The following is a 16,796-nucleotide window of genomic DNA, read 5'->3' on the forward strand; positions in this document are numbered from 1 at the left end:
GATCAGCCGCCGGAGTCGGCGAGTTCGGCGCCGGCCGGCACCTCGGCGCTGTCCCGGTCGGCCAGCCAACCGTCCGGCAGGAAGACCTTGCCGGGCGAGTTGGTCCGGCCCCGGGGCTGGCCGAGGGTGTCCAGCGGAAACGGCTCGGCCGGATCGAGCTTGCCGAGCAGGTCGTCCAGTTCGGCCAGGCCGCTCACCATCGCCAGGGCCCGGCGCAGCTCACCGCCGACCGGGAAACCCTTGAGGTACCAGGCGACGTGCTTACGGAAGTCGACGCAGCCGTCCCGCTCGGCGGTGTCCGGCCGGTCGCCCCCGGCGAACCACTCGACCAGCAGTTCGGCGTGCCGGCGCATGGTCGCCGCGACCTCGCCGAGCGCCGGCAGTCGGCGTACGGGGTGAGTGTCGAAGGCCGCTGCCAGGTCCGCGAAGAGCCAGGGCCGGCCGAGGCAGCCACGGCCGACCACCACACCGTCCGCACCGGTCTGCGCCAGCATCCGGAGCGCGTCGTCGGCCTCCCAGATGTCGCCGTTGCCGAGTACCGGCACGTCCAGCGCCTGCTTCAGGGTCCCGATCGCGTCCCAGTCCGCCGTACCGGAATACCGCTGCGCGGCCGTACGCCCGTGCAGGGCCACCGCCGCCACCCCGGCGTCCTGGGCGGCGAGCCCCGCCTCCACGTACGTCAGGTGGTCGTCGTCGATGCCCTTGCGCATCTTGACCGTCACCGGCACCCCGGCCGGGGCCGCCGCCTCGACCGCCGCTCGGACGATCCGGGCGAAGAGCCGGCGGCGCCACGGCAGCGCCGCCCCACCGCCCTTCCGGGTGACCTTCGGCACCGGGCAGCCGAAGTTCAGGTCGACGTGGTCGGCGAGGTCCTCCTCGACCACCATCCGGACCGCCGCCGAGGTCACCTCCGGGTCGATCCCGTAGAGCTGGAGGCTGCGCGGTCGCTCGTCCCCGCCGAACGCGACCATCCGGAGCGTCTTCGGGTTTCGCTCGACCAGTGCCCGGGTGGTGACCATCTCGCAGACGTAGAGGCCGCCGCCCTGTTCCCGGCAGACGCGCCGGAAGGCGACATTCGTGATCCCGGCCATCGGGGCGAGTACGACCGGCGGCCAGACCGCGTGCCCGCCCAGGTGCAGCAGGCGGGCAGCGGCCGGTGGCGCGAGGTCGGTCGAGGTCACGCGTTCGGTCGAGGTCACGCGTTCGAGCATGACACCCCGGTCAGCAGCCGGGCAGGCGCTCGATGAGGTAGCGCTCGACCTGGTCGATGGAGATCCGCTCCTGGGACATGCTGTCCCGGTTACGAACCGTCACGGCGTTGTCGTCCAGGGTCTCGAAGTCGACGGTGACGCAGAACGGGGTGCCGATCTCGTCCTGCCGGCGGTAGCGGCGGCCGATCGCCTGCGAGTCGTCGAACTCGACCACCCAGCGCTTGCGGAGCGCGGCGGCCAGGTCCTTCGCCTTCGGGGAGAGCGAGGGGTTGCGGGAGAGCGGCAGCACGGCCACCTTCACCGGGGAGAGCCGCGGGTCGAAGCGGAGTACGGTGCGCTTGTCGACACTGCCCTTGGTGTTCGGCGCCTCGTCCTCGTCGTACGCCTCCAGCAGGAAGGCGAGCACCGCCCGGGTCAGGCCGGCGGCCGGCTCGATCACGTACGGCACCCAGCGCTGCTGCTTCTCCTGGTCGAAGTAGGACAGGTCGACGCCCGAGTGCTTGCTGTGCGTGGAGAGGTCGAAGTCGGTGCGGTTGGCGATGCCCTCCAACTCGGAGAACTCGGTGCCGCCGAACCGGAAGCGGTATTCGATGTCCACGGTCCGCTTCGAGTAGTGCGACAGCTTCTCCTGCGGGTGCTCGTAGAACCGCAGATTCTCCTCGGAGAGGCCGAGGTCGATATACCAGTTCCAGCGCTCGCGCAGCCAGTACTCGTGCCATTCCTCGTCGGTGCCCGGCTCGACGAAGAACTCCATCTCCATCTGCTCGAACTCGCGGGTCCGGAAGATGAAGTTGCCCGGGGTGATCTCGTTGCGGAACGACTTGCCGACCTGGGCGATGCCGAACGGCGGCTTCTTCCGGGCCGAGGCGGCCACGTTGTTGTAGTTGACGAAGATGCCCTGCGCGGTCTCCGGCCGGAGGTAGTGCAGGCCCTCCTCGCTCTCCACCGGGCCGAGGTAGGTCTTCATCAGACCGTTGAACATCCGCGGCTCGGTGAAGGTGCCCTTGTTGCCGCAGTTCGGGCAGTTCAGCTCGGCCAGCGAGGCCGGCGGCTGGCCGTGCTTCTCCGCGTACGCCTCTTCGAGGTGGTCGGCCCGGAACCGCTTGTGGCAGGACTGGCACTCGGTCAGCGGGTCGACGAAGGCGTCCAGGTGGCCGGAGGCGGCCCAGACGTCCCGGGCGAGGATCACCGCCGAGTCCAGGCCGACGATGTCGTCCCGCTGCTGCACCATGGTCCGCCACCACTGGCGCCGGACGTTCTCCTTCAGTTCGACGCCGAGCGGGCCGTAGTCCCAGGCCGACCGGGTGCCCCCGTAGATCTCGCTGGACGGGAAGACGAAGCCTCGGCGCTTCGCGAGACTGACGACGGCGTCGATACGGTCGGCTGGCATGGTTACCTCCTACACCGGCTGGCGGCCGGCGGGGACATCAACGGGCGGTCAACGGGGACAACGGTCAGGGACGGCGGACGGGGACGGCACTCGGACCTGGATCGGGCGGTGCTCCGCACAACGGTACGGTCACCTGCGGCCCGAGCCCAGCAGATTACTCCACCTCGGCGGCCGTACCGCCGCCGCCCGGCGGGCAGGCCACGGGTCACCTGATGTCGCAGACCCGCAGTCCGCCGGTGGTCTGGTCCTGGTCCAGCAGGGCCTGGAGGTTGTCCTGCCCCCCGCTGGCGTAGGTCACGTCCACCGGCACGCTCAGCTCGGTGGTCAACGACACGTCGCCGATCTGGAACGAGGCGATCTCCGGCTCGGCCTCGACCCGACGCTCGAACTCGGCCGGCGACTCCCGCTGCTGGGCGGACTCGCAGAGCAGGTCGTACGCCTTGCGGAAGTCCCCGTCGTCGATCGCGTCGAGGTAGTCGGTCACCACCGTCCTGGCCTGCTCGTTCAACGCCTGTGAGCCGGAGATCAGCAGGCCGACCAGGGCCACTCCGCCACCGCCGCAGAAGAGTACGACGGCGAGCGCGGCCACCCCGAGCCCGAGCCACAACCGGACCCCACGCCCCTCGCTGGGCGGCGCGGCGAACAGCGGCTCGGCGCCGGGGCCCGGTGGCGGCGCCGGCACGCTCGGCGGCACCGGCACGTACCCGGCCGGAGGCATCCCGAACCCGGTCGGCTGCGGCGGCCCGTACCCGCCAGGGTGCGGCGGCCCGTACCCGGGCGGAGGCACCGGCGGTCCCGGCTGCGGCGGGTACCCGGGCGGCGGCGAGCCGACGTTGCCGGGTGGCGGGCCGTACCCGCCGGGCGGCGGCACGGGTCCGCCGGACGGGGCCGGGTCGTCAGCCCGGACGGACTCGGGTGAGGACGACGGGCCGCCGGGCGGTCCGGGAACGGTCATGGCGCAAGGGTAGTGCCCGGGTCATCACCGGCCGGAGTCAGCGGCCCGGTCGCTCGGGGTGACTTCGACCTGACCGTCCGGTTCGGCACTGGCCAGCGCCTCGTACGCGGACGGCTCGTCGAGCGACTCGGCGAGCAACGGAGTGGCGTTGACCTTGACGTCGAAGGCGCCGAGGGCCCGCCGGTAGGTGCCGACCGACTCCCACTCGGTGACCAGGCACCAGTGCCGGGGGTCGTCGAGGGCCCGCAGCAGTTGGCCCCGGCGGTATCCGGGCCGGGCGGCGAGGGCGGCCAGCGCGGCGTGGGCCCGTTCCGTGAAGGTTCCGGCGCTCTCCTCCGGCACCACGAACCGGTTGGTCACGAGCACGTACGCCTCCCTGCCGTCGGCCCCGGCCCGGCGAGCGGGGGTGTCGCTGGCGACAGCTCACCGGCCGGGGCACCGAGATCTCGTAGAGTCTGTGGGATGCAGCGTACGCAGAGCGTTCTGCTGACCCGGCTGGCCCGGGTCAACCCCACCGGCGTGTTCCTGGCCGCACTGGTGCTGGTGCTGGTCGGCCTCTTCGCGCCGGGGATCGTCGGCGGAGCACTGCTGCTGGCGCTCGCCGTCGGGCTGGCCGCGCTGCTGGTGACCACCTGGCCGGTGCAGCGCCCGGCGACCCGGATCCTCCGGCTGGTGATCCTGACCCTGCTGGTCGGCGCCGCGCTGATGAAGATCCTCAGTTGACCGCCCGACCCCTGATGATCCCACGAAATCGGCCGGCTCGCCCGGTTCGACGCGACCGGCACGGCCACGTGAAGCGGTTTCATGCAAGCATGCGTTTTTGACAATCATTCTCATTGTCGCGGAGAGTGGACGGCATGGTGATCCGCTCCGCCCCCCGTACCGTCGCCCTCGCCGCCACCGGCCTACTCGCGCTGACCGGCGCCGCCGCCTGCGGCACCGACGGCCCCGGCGCCGACCCCGACCGGGTCGACGTCGTCGCCGCCTTCTATCCGCTCCAGTTCGTCACCGAGCGGGTCGGCGGGGACGCCGTCCGGGTGACCAACCTCGCCAAGCCCGGCGCCGAGCCGCACGACCTGGAACTCAACCCCGGCCAGGTCGGCCAGGTCACCGACGCCGAACTGGTCGTCTACCTGGCCGGCTTCCAGCCGAGCGTGGACGAGGCGGTGCAACAGCAGGCCGGCGACCGGGCCTTCGACGTGGCCACCGTGCAGCCGCTGCTGGCCGCGACCGCCGGCGGGCACGAGCACGAGGGCGAGGGCGTGCACGAGGGCGAGGGCGCGGCCGAGGAGCCGGGTGCCGAGGAGGAGCACGCGGAGGGGACGAACGGCAAGGACCCGCACGTCTGGCTGGACCCGAGCCGGCTGGCCGGGATCGCCGACAGGCTGGCCGAGCGGCTGGGTGCGGTCGACCCGGACCGGGCCGCCGACTACACCGCCCGGGCGAAGGCGCTGCGCACCGAACTGGAGACCCTGGATTCCGAGTACGCCCAGGGGCTGAAGACCTGCCAGCGGCGGGAACTGGTGACCAGCCACACCGCGTTCGCGTACCTGGCGGAGCGCTATCAACTGGAGCAGATCGGCATCTCCGGGCTGACCCCGGAGGACGAACCGGCCCCGCAGCGGCTGGCCGAGGTGGCCGCCGAGGCCCGGGAGCACAGGACCACCACCATCTTCTTCGAGACCCTGGTCAGCCCGAAGGTCGCCGAGACGATCGCCCGGGAGGTCGGGGCGAAGACCGCCGTACTGGATCCGATCGAGGGCCTGCAACCCGGCAGTACCGGGGACTACCTTTCGGTGATGCGCAGCAACCTCGCAGCCCTGCAGACCGCACTGGGATGCTCTTGATGACCGAACCTGTGAACCTTTTCCAACCTGAACCGCGCGGCGCTCACACACCGCGTCCGACCTCGCGGTCCGTGGAACCGCAAGGGGAGGTTGAAAAAGGTTCAGTCGTCACCGTGCAGCACGGGGTGGTCGCCTACGACGACCGGCCCGTGCTGCGGGGCGTTTCGCTGCGGATCGACCCCGGCGAGGTGGTCGCCGTACTCGGCGCCAACGGCTCGGGCAAGTCCACCCTGATCCGGTCGATCCTCGGCCTGGTGCCGCTGGCCGCCGGGGCGGTCACCCTGTTCGGTACCCCGCAGCGCCGGTTCCGGCAGTGGGCCCGGATCGGGTACGTGCCGCAGCGGATGGGCGCCGGCAGCGGCGTACCGGCCACCGTGGCCGAGGTGGTCGCCTCGGGACGGCTGGCCCGCCGGGGCGTGTTCCGGCCGCCGGGACGGGTCGACCGGGCGGCGGTGGCCGAGGCGCTGGCGGCGGTCGGGCTCGCCGACCGGGCCGGTGACCCGGTGGCCACCCTCTCCGGCGGCCAGCAGCAGCGCACCCTGATCGCCCGGGCGCTGGCCGGCCGGCCGGAGCTGCTGGTCCTCGACGAGCCGACCGCCGGGGTCGACTCGGCCAGCCAGGACGCCTTCGCCGAGGCGCTGCGCGGGTTCGTCACCGACGGCGGGACGGTGCTGCTGGTCGCGCACGAACTCGGGCCGCTGGCCGGGGTGATCAGCCGGGCGGTGGTCGTACACGAGGGAACGATCGCGCACGACGGCGCGGTGCCGGAACCGGTCGGGCACCACGCCGCGCCCGGACACGACCACGTCCACCCGCACGCGCCGGAGGAGTCGACGGGAATGTGGGGTGGACGGGCATGAGCCTCTTCCAGTACGACTTCATGATCCGGGCCCTGGTCGGGGCGCTGGTGATCGGGCTGGCCGCCCCGGCGCTCGGCGTCTATCTGGTGCAGCGCCGGATGTCGCTGATCGGTGACGGGGTCGGGCACGTCGCGCTGACCGGGGTCGGGGTCGGACTGCTGCTCGACCAGTCCCCGGTGCTGACGGCGGTGATCGTCGCGGCGGTCGCGGCGGTCGCCATCGAACTGATCCGGGAACGCGGCCGGACGTCCGGCGACGTCGCGCTGGCGATGCTCTTCTACGGCGGCATCGCCGGTGGCGTGATGCTGGTCGGGCTCTCCGGCAGCCGGAGCAACGCCAACCTGATGGCGTACCTCTTCGGCTCGCTGACCACGACGTCGCCGGAGGATCTGGTGGTGATCGTGGTCCTCGCGGCGGTGGTCCTGACGACCATGGTCGCGTTGCGCCCGGCGCTCTTCGCGATCTGCCACGACGAGGAGTACGCCCGGGTCTCCGGGCTGCCGGTCCGGGCGCTGAACCTGCTGCTCGCGGTGACCACGGCGGTGACCGTGACGATCGCGATGCGGGCGGTCGGGCTGCTGCTGATCAGCGCCCTGATGGTGGTGCCGGTGGCCACCGCGCAACTCGTCACCCGGGGCTTCCTCGGCACCATGCTCGCCGCGATGGGGCTGGGGCTGCTCGCCTCCGGCTCCGGGGTGTGGCTGGCCGGCACCGCCAACACGGCGCTCGGAGCCACCATCGTGATCCTGGCGATAGCGCTGTTCCTGGTGGTCTCGGTGGGCGTGGCGGTACGCCGGGCGCTGGCCCGACGGCGGGCCGTACCCGGGCCGGAGCCGCACGTCGAGCCCTGTGACGTGGTGCTCGACTCCGCCCGGCGGACCACCCCGGACGCGGCCCCGACGGCCGGGCCGGTACCGGTTGACCTTGAAACCCCGCACCGAACGGCAGTACGCCGTTAACAACGGTTACCGTTACGGGGTGACGAGCACAAACGCCTACGAGGCCTATGCGGGCGCCGGTGAGCTGCTACGAGCGCTCGCCGCACCGATCCGGCTCGCCATCGTCAGCGAACTCGCGCACGGCGAACGATGCGTACACGAACTGGTGGAAACGCTCGGCGCCCCGCAGCCGCTCGTCTCCCAGCACCTGCGGGTGCTGCGCGGAGCCGGGGTGGTACGCGGCTCACGACGCGGTCGGGAAATCGCCTATACCTTGGTCGACGAGCACATCGCGCATATCGTGGCGGACGCGGTGAGCCATTCGGGGGAAGCCACCTGACGGGGACGTCCCGGGAGGCAACTGACCACGACGCGAGGAGGGCGAGATGGTGGCGGCGGACAGCGGTACGGCGGTACGCAACACCCGACAGCGCAGCGCGGTCAGCGCACTGCTCGGCGAGGTCGAAGGCTTCCACAGCGCCCAGGACCTGCACGCGATGCTGCGCAGCCGGGGCGAGCGGGTCGGCCTGACCACCGTCTACCGCACCCTCCAGGGGCTCGCCGACGCGGGCGAGATCGACGTGATGCGCCCGCCGGGCGGCGAGCACCTCTACCGGCGGTGCAGCGAGGGGCACCACCACCACCTGGTCTGCCGGGCCTGCGGGCGTACGGTCGAGGTGGAGGGGCCGGCCGTGGAGAGCTGGGCCGATCGGGTCGCCAACAAGCACGGCTTCTCCGACGTCAGCCACACCCTGGAGATCTTCGGCACCTGCCCGGAGTGCGCGCGTCGCTGACGTAACAGCCACGCTGGCCGGTGAGCTGAGCCGGCCACGCTGGCCGGTGACCTGAGCTGAGCCGGCCGGTGATCTGAGCTGAGCCGGCAGCCGGGCGGTGACCTGGGCCCGGTCAGCCCGCCCCGAAGCAGACGAACGCCGCCGCCGTGGCCTGCGCGGAGCCGTCGCCGAGGGCGGTGAACTCCCGCTGGGCGGCGGCGAGCGCCGACGCCGGCCGGACACCGGCCTCCATCCGGCGGTGCAGGTCCAGCACCAGCGCGGTGGTCAGGTCCGCCGGCACCGGCAGCACGGCGGCGATCAGACTGCTGGCGCCGAGGGCCAGCAGCACCGAGGTGAACCCCATCACCTCGTCGCCGGGGCGTACCCCGGACAGCCCCGAGTCGCAGGCGGACAGTACGACACAGCCGGGCGGTCGGGGCAGCCGCTCCAACTCGTACGCGGTCAGCGGGCCGTCCGCGAGTTCCAGTGTGGAGAAGAGCGGGTTGTCGGCCCGGAACGTCCCGTGCGCCGCGATGTGTGCCAGCCGGGCCCCGTCCAGCCCCGTGGTCACCGCCTCCGCGGTCGCGCCCTTTCCGGCCAGCAGTCGCGCCCCGGGCAGCACCTGGCTCAGCAGGCGTACCTCGGTCTCGGCGGCCGGCAGGCGCGGACCGGCGGCCAACAGCGGCGATCCGTCCGGCACCGTACGGCGGGCGGCGTGCAGCCACGCCGTCGCCGACGGAGCCACGGTCACCGGCCGACCGGCGCAGGTCGGCAACCCGGCCCAGGCAACGGCGTGCAACGCCCCGATCGGCACCATCACCAGCGGCCGGTCGGCCAGGCGTGCCCGCAGCGGCTCGAAGAGCTGCCGGTCCAGTGCCGCCGAGGCATGCGCGACCCCGGCCCGCGCGTCCGGGGTGTCCCCGGTGACGACCAACCGGCGCAGCCCGAACCGGTGCAGCCGGGCCGCGTGCAGGGCCGCCTCCAGCGGGCCGAGGTCGTGCAGGGTCGCCCGACCGTCCCGAAGCAGCACCGCCCGGAGCCGCTCCCGGTGGGCCACGAGTTCCACCAGTACGGCCCGGCCGAGGCACTCGCCGAGGGTGTGCACACCCGGTGGAGCCAGCAGTCCGCCGCCGCCGTCGACCCCCCGGGCCAGTTCCCGGATGTGCCGTTCCAGCCGGGCCTGCCGACGGCGCAGTGCGGTTACCGGCCGGCCCGTCAGCAGGGCCTCCTCCAGCGCGCCGCTGACCATCCGCAGTTCGGCGAGGGCGGCGGCCAGCCCGACGTCCTGCGGCGGGAGCACGGCCCGCATCCGCAGCGCACTGGCCCGCCACCGTTCCGTCCAGGCCAGCACCTGGGCGGGCGTACCGGAGCTGATCGCGAGGTCCACTCCCTCGGCCGCCAGTTCCTGGCCGTGTGCGCCGCTGTGCGCGCGCAGTTCGGTGGCGCCCAGCGCGGCCCGGTGGCCGTCGAGCACCGCCAGTCCGCGCTGTAACGCCCGGGCGCCACCCTGGTGGTCGCCGCCGAGCCGCCGGGACAGCGCCAGCGCGTACCAGCCCTGCGCCCGCCGCGACGCCGTCCCCCGGCGGCGCGCCCGCGCGGCGACCGCCAGCAGTTCGAGCGCCCGCCCGGTACGACCCAGCGCGGCGGCCAGCCCGGCGGCCTCGATCCGGGTGGTCAGCGCCGGGACCGGCCAACCGGTGGCGTCGAGCTGGTCGGCGGTACGCACCATCGCGGCCAGCAACGCCGCCGAGCGGGTGCCCCGGCGCAGTTCCGCGCGCAGTTCGACGTGCCGGGCGAAGGCGGCCCAGGTGCGGCGCCCCTGACGGCGGAACCGGACCCGTGCCGCGGCGGCGGCCTCGGTGGCGGTCGTCAGGTCACCGGCGAGCAACGCGGCCCGGGCCCGGGCGAGCAGCGCCTCGGCGAGGTCAGACGCCATCCCGCGCCGTTGCAGCTCCCGTACGGCGAGGCTGGCCACCTCGACCGCCTCGTCCACCAGTGGCACCGAGAGCAGCAGCTCGAACCGGTCCAGCAGCAGCGCCGGTCGGGGCACCTTGAGCTGGGCGTACTCCTCCTCGACGGCGGCGAAGCGGCGCAGCGCCCCAGGAATGTCGCCGCCGTGGCTCGCGGCGATGCCGAGGTTCCACCGGACGTCGGCGGCGGCCAGGTCCAGCCCGAGCCGTTGGAAGATGGCGGCGGCGGAGCCGAGGTCGTCGTCGGCGCCCAGGCTCGCCCCCCGGTGCGCGTTCAGCAGCCCCCGGTTGTTCCGGGCCCGCGCCTCCAGCAGCAGGTCACCCTCGCGTTGGGCGATGTCCACCGCGATCCCGTACTCCCGGACCGCCGCCTCGAACTGGCCGCGGAAGTGCAGCACCACGCCCCGCTGCATCCGGGCCCGCCCGGCGTCGGCGCCGGTCAACTGGGGCAGCGCCGAGGTGACCGCGGCCAGTGCGGCGGAGGTACGGCCGGCGTTGGCCAACACGAAGCCGAGGCTCATCCTGGCCAGTGCCGCCACCCGGGGTGACCCGGCGGCCCGCAGCGCACGGCGCAGATGCCGCAGCGCCCCCGGCAGGTCGTTGAGTTCCCGCAGGGCCAGCCCGATCGCCCGCTCCGCGGTGGAGCGCTCGTCCGCGTCGGGTTGCCCGGTCTCCAGCACCCGCCGCCCGATCATGATTGCTTCCCGGGGATAGCGCTGAACGGCGTCGAGCGCGGCCCGGGCCGTGGGAGCGACGGAGCCGGCGCTGTCACCCATGCGGACAGAATCCCCGATAAATGGCCTTCGGTCAATCTGCACCGTTATCCGGGAAGAGGCGATATCCCAGCGCCTTCAGGATCCGTCATCATTGACAATCGACTATCATCGGAAAAGAATTGACGGCACGGGGGCGTTCAAGGAGTTGGCTCGTCGACCGCACCTTCTTCGCGTATTTGGAGGACCGGTGTCGCCTGACCGTCCCGTCGCGCCGCGCCCGATCAATCGATTGTCCCGTCGGCATCTGATGGCGTTGGCCGGGCTGGCCGCGGCCACACCGTTGGGTGTCGGGCTGCGACCGGCGCCGGCCGCCGCCGAGAGCGATGACGACGCCGCATACCAGCGGGCATTCCAGCAGTTGCTGGCGACCGATCCCGGCGTACTACCGCATGGCGAGCCCGGCCGGGAGTTTCTCTACCGCCCCCGGCAATTGCTGGTGGCCGACCCGGACACCCAACGCGTGATAACCGCGCTGCGGAAGGTCGGGCACCAGGTCACCCCGGGCGGTCGGTTCGCCGGCGTCACCCGGCTGCACTTCGATCGGGAGGCCGACGTCCCGTCCGTGGTGACCAAACTGCGCGATCCCCAGCAGTGGCCCGGCCAGCCGGTCCCCCGGGTGCAACCGCACCACGTGCTACTGGGCTACGGCAACATCATGGGCAACCCGGGCGGCCCGCCGCAGGTCGCCGCCGCGCTGCCCGCGCCGGACCCGGCGCACGCCGGGGACGGCGCCGGGGTGACTGTCGGCATCTGCGACACCGGGGTCTGGCGACTGGCCGGCACCCGGCACCCGCAGTGGCTCGGCGGCAGCTACCTGCCGCAGGTCGACGACGAGGACCCGCTCTACCTGCACACCGACGTGCTCGGCCCGCAGGGCGGTCACGGCACCTTCGTCGCCGGAGTGGTCCGGCAGGCCGCCCCGGGCGTGCGGTTCGATCCCGAGCCGGCGCTGAACCCGATCGGCGTCGGTGACGAGGAGATGCTGGCGGCGGCCCTGGCCGCACTCAGCCCGCAGGTGTCGATCATCAACCTGTCGCTGGGTTGTCTCACTCAGGACGACCTGCCGCCGCTGCCGCTGACGAATGTCCTCGCCGCCCGGCCGGCGGGCGTCGTCGTGGTCGCGGCCACCGGCAACACCGGTACCAACCGGCCGGCCTGGCCGGCCGCGCTGCCCGGAGTACTGGGGGTGGCCGCGGTCAGCCGGGGGACGACCGGGCTGGTGCCCGCCCCGTACAGCGGCTTCGGGTCCTGGGTGGACGCGTGCGCCGACGGCGAGCGGACCAGCACCTACGTCGACGGCAGACTGCTGCTGCCGGGACGGCCCGCCAAGCAGTTCCTCGGGTACGCGGCCTGGGCCGGCACCTCCTTCGCGGCGGCACACGTCTCGGGCCGACTGGCCGCCGTGATGACCGCCACCGGGCTCGACGCCGAGCAGGCTCGCCAGTTCCTGCTCAGCCAGCCCGCCTGGCACCCCGGCTACGGCGTACTCGTTGACTGAGCGTCCGGACCCGGCCACCTCTCCCGAGGCCGGCTCGGCGCCGGAGGTCCAGGCGACGGCCGAGGTCCTTGCCGGTCTGGTGTCCGCCGCAGCAGACGGTGACGAGTTCGCCTGGGCCGAGCTGGTCCGCCGCTACACCCCGCTGGTGCTGTCGGTGATCCGCTCGCATCGGCTGAACCGGACCGACGCGGCCGATGTGCACCAGACCGTCTGGCTGCGTCTGGTGGAGCACCTGGGTCGGGTACGCGAGCCGGCCGCCCTGGCGACCTGGCTCGCCACCACCACCCGACGGGAGTGCTACCGGCTGGTCCGGGTCGGCCGGCGTACCCAGCCGTTCGACCCGCTCGACGACGTCGAGGCGAGCATCGGCGCCCTGCTGCCGCCGGACCTGACGGCCCCGGACGAGAACCTGCTCCGGGCGGAACGCCGGCAGGCGCTGCGGGACGGCTTCGGCCAGCTTCCGGCCCGCTGCCGGGAGTTGCTGTCCCTGCTGGTCGCCGATCCACCGACCAGCTACCGGGAGATCGCGGAACGGTTGGGCATGCCGATCGGCAGCATCGGCCCGTCGCAGGCGCGATGTCTGCGGAAGCTGCGCAACTCCCCCGCGCTCGCCGCGTTCGTCGGGGCGTCCTCGGACGCCGAGGGGAGCGGAGGTGATCGCGATGGGGCAGTGGCCGCCGGCCGATGACGACGCCCTGCTGCGCGAGCTGGGCGAGGCCCTACGCGATCCGGGACCGCCGCCGGAGGAGTTCCTGGCCGCCGGCTACGCGGCGTTCAGCTGGCGGACCGTGGACGCCGAGTTGGCCCTCGCCGAACTGACCTTCGACTCGGCATGCGACCCGGAGCCCGCCGGGATGACCAGGTCCGCCGGCTCCGCCCGCGCCCTGGCGTTCCACGCCGGTCCGGTCGTCGTGGCGATCGAGGTGACCGGAACCGGCATCGTCGGCCAGATCTCTCCCGCTCGCAGCGGCCGGGTCCTCGTCCGTACCCCGCGCGGCCCGTACGAGGAGGTGCCAGTGGACGCCGTCGGCTTCTTCTCGCTGGGTCCGCCGCCGTCCGGTCCGGTCCAGTTGCACGCGCGGACCTCGGATTACGCGGTGGCGACCAGCTGGGTCTCGCTCCGCTGACCGACCCCGGACCACCAGCCACCGTCCGGGGCCGGCGAAGCGTCACTCCCGATCGGCCGGCGTCCCCGACCGGTGCTGCCCCGACCGGTGCTGCCCCGACCGGGCGGCCGGCGTACGTCCATCGCGGCCGAGGGCCGACGCACGCGGTGGCGGACCCGCGGTCGTACAAGAGCACCGTCGAGCGCCGTTGATACAAATTGGCGGGTAATTCTTCCGCCCAGCATTCCGCCTTATTCGAGAATTACTCCCTCCCCGGCAAATGCGGGCACGCACGGCAATCGAATTCTTCGCCTATTTCATTGGCTTCGACCATTGGATTAGAGTCATTCTGCCGGCCTAAGCGGAGCGCGCCCCGCACTACTCCCGCCCCAGTACCCGAGGAGAAGGAACCCCCATGACCACTGCGAGTCCACGCCTGTTCCGAGCCCCCATAGTGTTGTTCGGCACGGTATTGGCGCTGCTGCTGACCGTCTCGACGAGCAGCGCCGCCCTGGGTAGCGGCGTCGGCGACGGGTCGAAGGCCGGCGCGGCGGTGTCCGCGCGTACGGACGCGTTCATGAAGGACATCGCGTCGGATGTCGGGAACGAGCCGCACGGCGCGATCTATTCGTCCTTCTTCAACAGCCCGGACGTCAAGATCTGCCCCAGCTGGATCGAGTGCGCGTCCCATACGAACCCGGTCGTCGGGTCGACCAGCTACATCTTCGTCAAGCTCCGGAACCCGGGCCCGTACGGTTCGGGGATCAGCTCCGGCACGCTGCGCGCGTACTACACCACCTCGGGTGGCGCCGCGAACTGGCCGGCACACTGGACCCCGATCGGCTCCAAGAGCCTGCCGGTCGCGCCCGGCGAGACGGTCACCTCGATCGAATGGCCCAACGTGCCGTCCATCGGCCACTTCTGCCTGCTGCTCCGCTGGGAGTCCGCGACCGATCCGATGAACTTCGAGGGCACGGCGACGTCCATCAACACGCAGTACAACAACAACATCGTCTGGAAGAACGCCAACACCGTCCCGGCCACCCCGGGTGGACCGCCGGTCGACCGGCCGTACGCGCTGGCGAACGCGCTGCCGGTGCCGGCGAACTTCGACCTCGTGTTCCGTCCCGCGGACCAGGTCGTGCCGGGGGTGAAGGTCGTGGTCGACCTCGGTCCGGAACTGTTCGAGCGCTGGGTGCGGGGCGGCCGAGCGGGTGAGGGCATCCGGGTGGTCGGTCGGACTCAACTGGAGGTCGACCCGGCTCGGGCAGAGATCAGGGACCTGCTGATCAATCCGGAGGAGCGCCCCGTCGTCAAGCTGAGCTTCTCGGCCGGTGACGCCGCGCAGAAGCCGTACGTGCTTCAGGTGCTACAGGTCGGACCGGCCCGTGAGGTCGGCGAGAAGTTCGTACTGGGTGGGGTGGACTACACCATCGTGTCGGCTCGGGGCTGACGGCAGAGGACACGAAGCCGGTGGGTCGGGGACGCGCTCCCCGGCCCACTGCCACGGCACGGCAGGCCGGCCCGTGGCACGCTGACCGGCATGAGGATCTACGCCGATCGCTTTCCGACCGCCGCCCGTCAACTCCTCGCCGACCTGCTCGTCGTCGCCTGGATCTACCTCTGGATCCGGGCCGCGATCTGGATGCACGACCTGGTGCAGAAGCTCGCCGTACCCGGACAGAAGCTGGAGGGGGCCGGCGGTGGACTGGCCGACAACCTGGCGGACGCGAGTGGCAAGGTCGGCCGGGTGCCGGTGGTGGGTGACGACCTGACCTCGCCGTTCGAGAAGGCGGCCGGGGCGGCGCGGGCGATGGCCGAGGCGGGCCGGGACCAGCAGGAGCTGGTCGGGGAGTTGGCGTTGGCGCTGTCGCTGGCCCTGCTGGTGTTTCCGCTCGGCGTGGTGCTGTTGGGGTGGCTGCCGCTGCGGGTCCGGTGGATGCGGCGGGCGGGTGCGGCTCGGGCGTTGCGGTCGGCGCCGGCCGGGCGGGATCTGCTGGCGCTGCGGGCGCTGGCCAACCAGCCGATCCGGACGCTGACCCGGATCGATCCGGACGTGGCGCAGGCGTGGCGTCGGGGCGATGCCAAGGCGGTGGACGCGCTGGCCGCGCTGGAGCTGCGAGCGCTCGGCCTGCGACCCGCTCCGGCAGGCTCGCCGACGAGCGTTTCGAGGAGCATCTGACCAGACTCAAGGAAGAAGAGTCATGAGTGGCACATCACACGCGCCCCGCCCCGGCGGGTAGTGGTGGCCATAGGTGCGAAAGCGGGGCTTACCGGATGTTCCCCGAGCCGGGTGTCGGCGAGGCTCGGGGAATGACGAAGATGCGTTTCAGTGGTGCCCTCGCCGGGGTGGCGGTCATCGCGATGGTCGCGTTGGCCGGGGGCGACGCGGCGTCCGCGTACCGGGCGGCGAGCGCCCCGGAACCGGCTGACCGGCCGGATGTCGTGGTCATCGGCACCGGCGGCACGATCGCCGGGATCGGCGAGAGCCGGGTCTCCTTCCAGAGCTACCAGCCCGGGGGACTGCCGACCCGGGACCTGGTCGGCTTCCTGCAACCGGAGATCGGGCAGGTGGCGGACGTGTCGACAGTGGACTTCGGCGCCAAGGGATCGGGCGAGTACACGATCGCCGACTACCACGACCTGTCCCGGCTGGTCGACGAGCAGCTCAAGCGGGCAGACGCGGCCGTGGTCACCACGGGTACCCAGACCATGGAGGAGTTGGCCTACTGGCTCGACCTGACCGTACGCAGCCCGAAACCGGTTGTCGTAACCGGAGCGATGCGCCCGTGGACGGTCGTCGGCAGCGACGGCCCGCCGAACCTGTACAACGCGGTGCTGCTCGCGGCGAGTGGCCGTACGCGGTGCTTCGGCAGCGTGATCATGCTGAACGACGAGATCCTCGCCGCCCGGGACGCCACGAAGACCAGCACCACCCGACTGGACACCATGCGGTCGCCGGAGTTCGGCAGCCTCGGCACGGTCGACGAGCAACGGATCCGGCTGCTGCGCGCCCCCGCCCGGGTACGCGACTGTGACCGCCCACAGCACTGGCGCACGCCGTTCGACCTGGCCACGATCTCGCGCGAGCGGCTGCCCAGGGTCGAGGTCGTCTACACCTACGCCGACGCCGCCGGTGAACCGGTGACCGCGCTGGTCGACGCCGGGGTGACCGGGCTGGTCTTCGCCGGTACGCCCTCGCCACGACAGTTCGAGGCGGCCATGCCGGCCATGGCCTCGGGCGTGACCGTGGTCGCGGCGAACCGGAACGTCACCGGCGCCGTCTACGACACCCCCGGCGCGGTGATCCCGGCCGAGGAGCTGCGGCCGCAGAAGGCGCGGTTGCTGCTGCTGCTCGCCCTCGCCCGCACCGACGACCCGGCGCAGGTCCGGGCCTGGTTCCAGCGGTACGGCGTACCGGAGTTCGATCCGGTGGGGTGAGCCGGGCCGCACGACGGGCTCGCCGCCCACT

General features: G+C 72.5%; 16 protein-coding genes and 1 pseudogene. 12 read left to right on the forward strand and 5 right to left on the reverse strand.

Annotation, left to right across the window (positions count from 1 at the left end; genetic code table 11):
• Positions 1–2 precede the first annotated feature (2 nt).
• From dusB to Pma05_RS26315, 4 genes are all read right to left on the reverse strand, one after another.
• Positions 3–1,181, reverse strand: coding sequence for a tRNA dihydrouridine synthase DusB (dusB, locus tag Pma05_RS26300; protein WP_239313162.1), 1,179 nt, complete (start codon positions 1,179–1,181; stop codon positions 3–5).
• A 40-nt stretch (positions 1,182–1,221) separates the two neighbouring features.
• Positions 1,222–2,601, reverse strand: coding sequence for a glycine--tRNA ligase (locus Pma05_RS26305; RefSeq protein ID WP_203860154.1), 1,380 nt, complete (start codon positions 2,599–2,601; stop codon positions 1,222–1,224).
• Between the two features lie 205 nt (positions 2,602–2,806).
• The gene (locus Pma05_RS44070; RefSeq protein WP_372441561.1) at positions 2,807–3,556 is read right to left on the reverse strand and encodes an Rv0361 family membrane protein; all 750 of its coding nucleotides are present in this window, start codon (positions 3,554–3,556) and stop codon (positions 2,807–2,809) included.
• Between the two features lie 24 nt (positions 3,557–3,580).
• The gene (locus tag Pma05_RS26315) at positions 3,581–3,922 is read right to left on the reverse strand and encodes an antibiotic biosynthesis monooxygenase family protein (protein ID WP_203860155.1); all 342 of its coding nucleotides are present in this window, start codon (positions 3,920–3,922) and stop codon (positions 3,581–3,583) included.
• On the opposite strand from Pma05_RS26315, the gene Pma05_RS44075 reads away from it, so the two are divergent.
• The 6 genes and pseudogenes from Pma05_RS44075 to Pma05_RS26345 all read left to right on the forward strand — a co-directional run bounded on the left by Pma05_RS44075 (position 3,857) and on the right by Pma05_RS26345 (position 7,995).
• A complete protein-coding gene (locus Pma05_RS44075) occupies positions 3,857–4,279 on the forward strand; it encodes a DUF6703 family protein (RefSeq protein ID WP_372441562.1) in 423 nt (140 codons plus the stop codon). The genes Pma05_RS26315 and Pma05_RS44075 overlap by 66 nt on opposite strands.
• A gap of 134 nt (positions 4,280–4,413) precedes the next feature.
• A complete protein-coding gene (locus tag Pma05_RS26325; RefSeq protein WP_203860157.1) occupies positions 4,414–5,403 on the forward strand; it encodes a metal ABC transporter substrate-binding protein in 990 nt (329 codons plus the stop codon).
• A 113-nt stretch (positions 5,404–5,516) separates the two neighbouring features.
• A complete protein-coding gene (locus tag Pma05_RS26330; RefSeq protein WP_372441563.1) occupies positions 5,517–6,263 on the forward strand; it encodes a metal ABC transporter ATP-binding protein in 747 nt (248 codons plus the stop codon).
• Positions 6,260–7,135: pseudogene (locus tag Pma05_RS26335) on the forward strand (metal ABC transporter permease); the annotation flags it as partial. The gene Pma05_RS26330 and the pseudogene Pma05_RS26335, both read left to right, overlap by 4 nt.
• A gap of 106 nt (positions 7,136–7,241) precedes the next feature.
• The gene (locus Pma05_RS26340; RefSeq protein WP_203860160.1) at positions 7,242–7,541 is read left to right on the forward strand and encodes an ArsR/SmtB family transcription factor; all 300 of its coding nucleotides are present in this window, start codon (positions 7,242–7,244) and stop codon (positions 7,539–7,541) included.
• 46 nt (positions 7,542–7,587) lie between these two features.
• The gene (locus Pma05_RS26345) at positions 7,588–7,995 is read left to right on the forward strand and encodes a Fur family transcriptional regulator (protein ID WP_203860161.1); all 408 of its coding nucleotides are present in this window, start codon (positions 7,588–7,590) and stop codon (positions 7,993–7,995) included.
• Between the two features lie 112 nt (positions 7,996–8,107).
• On the opposite strand, the gene Pma05_RS26350 is transcribed toward Pma05_RS26345, so the two are convergent.
• Entirely contained in the window at positions 8,108–10,720 is a 2,613-nt protein-coding gene (locus Pma05_RS26350) for a CHAT domain-containing protein (RefSeq protein ID WP_203860162.1), read from the reverse strand.
• Between the two features lie 229 nt (positions 10,721–10,949).
• Here Pma05_RS26350 and Pma05_RS26355 point away from each other — a divergent pair, with 229 nt between their 5' ends.
• From Pma05_RS26355 to Pma05_RS26380, 6 genes are all read left to right on the forward strand, one after another.
• Positions 10,950–12,218, forward strand: coding sequence for a S8 family peptidase (locus Pma05_RS26355; RefSeq protein WP_239313117.1), 1,269 nt, complete (start codon positions 10,950–10,952; stop codon positions 12,216–12,218).
• On the forward strand, positions 12,211–12,906 hold the full coding sequence (locus Pma05_RS26360; RefSeq protein ID WP_239313119.1) for an RNA polymerase sigma factor: 696 nt from the start codon (positions 12,211–12,213) through the stop codon (positions 12,904–12,906). The genes Pma05_RS26355 and Pma05_RS26360 overlap by 8 nt, the downstream gene beginning before the upstream one ends.
• Positions 12,881–13,345, forward strand: a complete 465-nt coding sequence (locus tag Pma05_RS26365; RefSeq protein WP_203860163.1) for a hypothetical protein — start codon at positions 12,881–12,883, stop codon at positions 13,343–13,345. The genes Pma05_RS26360 and Pma05_RS26365 overlap by 26 nt, the downstream gene beginning before the upstream one ends.
• Before the next feature lie 394 nt (positions 13,346–13,739).
• Entirely contained in the window at positions 13,740–14,777 is a 1,038-nt protein-coding gene (locus tag Pma05_RS26370; protein ID WP_203860164.1) for a hypothetical protein, read from the forward strand.
• Between the two features lie 90 nt (positions 14,778–14,867).
• The gene (locus Pma05_RS26375) at positions 14,868–15,506 is read left to right on the forward strand and encodes a hypothetical protein (RefSeq protein WP_203860165.1); all 639 of its coding nucleotides are present in this window, start codon (positions 14,868–14,870) and stop codon (positions 15,504–15,506) included.
• 131 nt (positions 15,507–15,637) lie between these two features.
• Positions 15,638–16,765, forward strand: coding sequence for an asparaginase (locus Pma05_RS26380; protein ID WP_203860166.1), 1,128 nt, complete (start codon positions 15,638–15,640; stop codon positions 16,763–16,765).
• Positions 16,766–16,796 lie beyond the last annotated feature (31 nt).

This window comes from Plantactinospora mayteni, from assembly GCF_016862935.1.
Taxonomy (GTDB): domain Bacteria; phylum Actinomycetota; class Actinomycetes; order Mycobacteriales; family Micromonosporaceae; genus Plantactinospora; species Plantactinospora mayteni.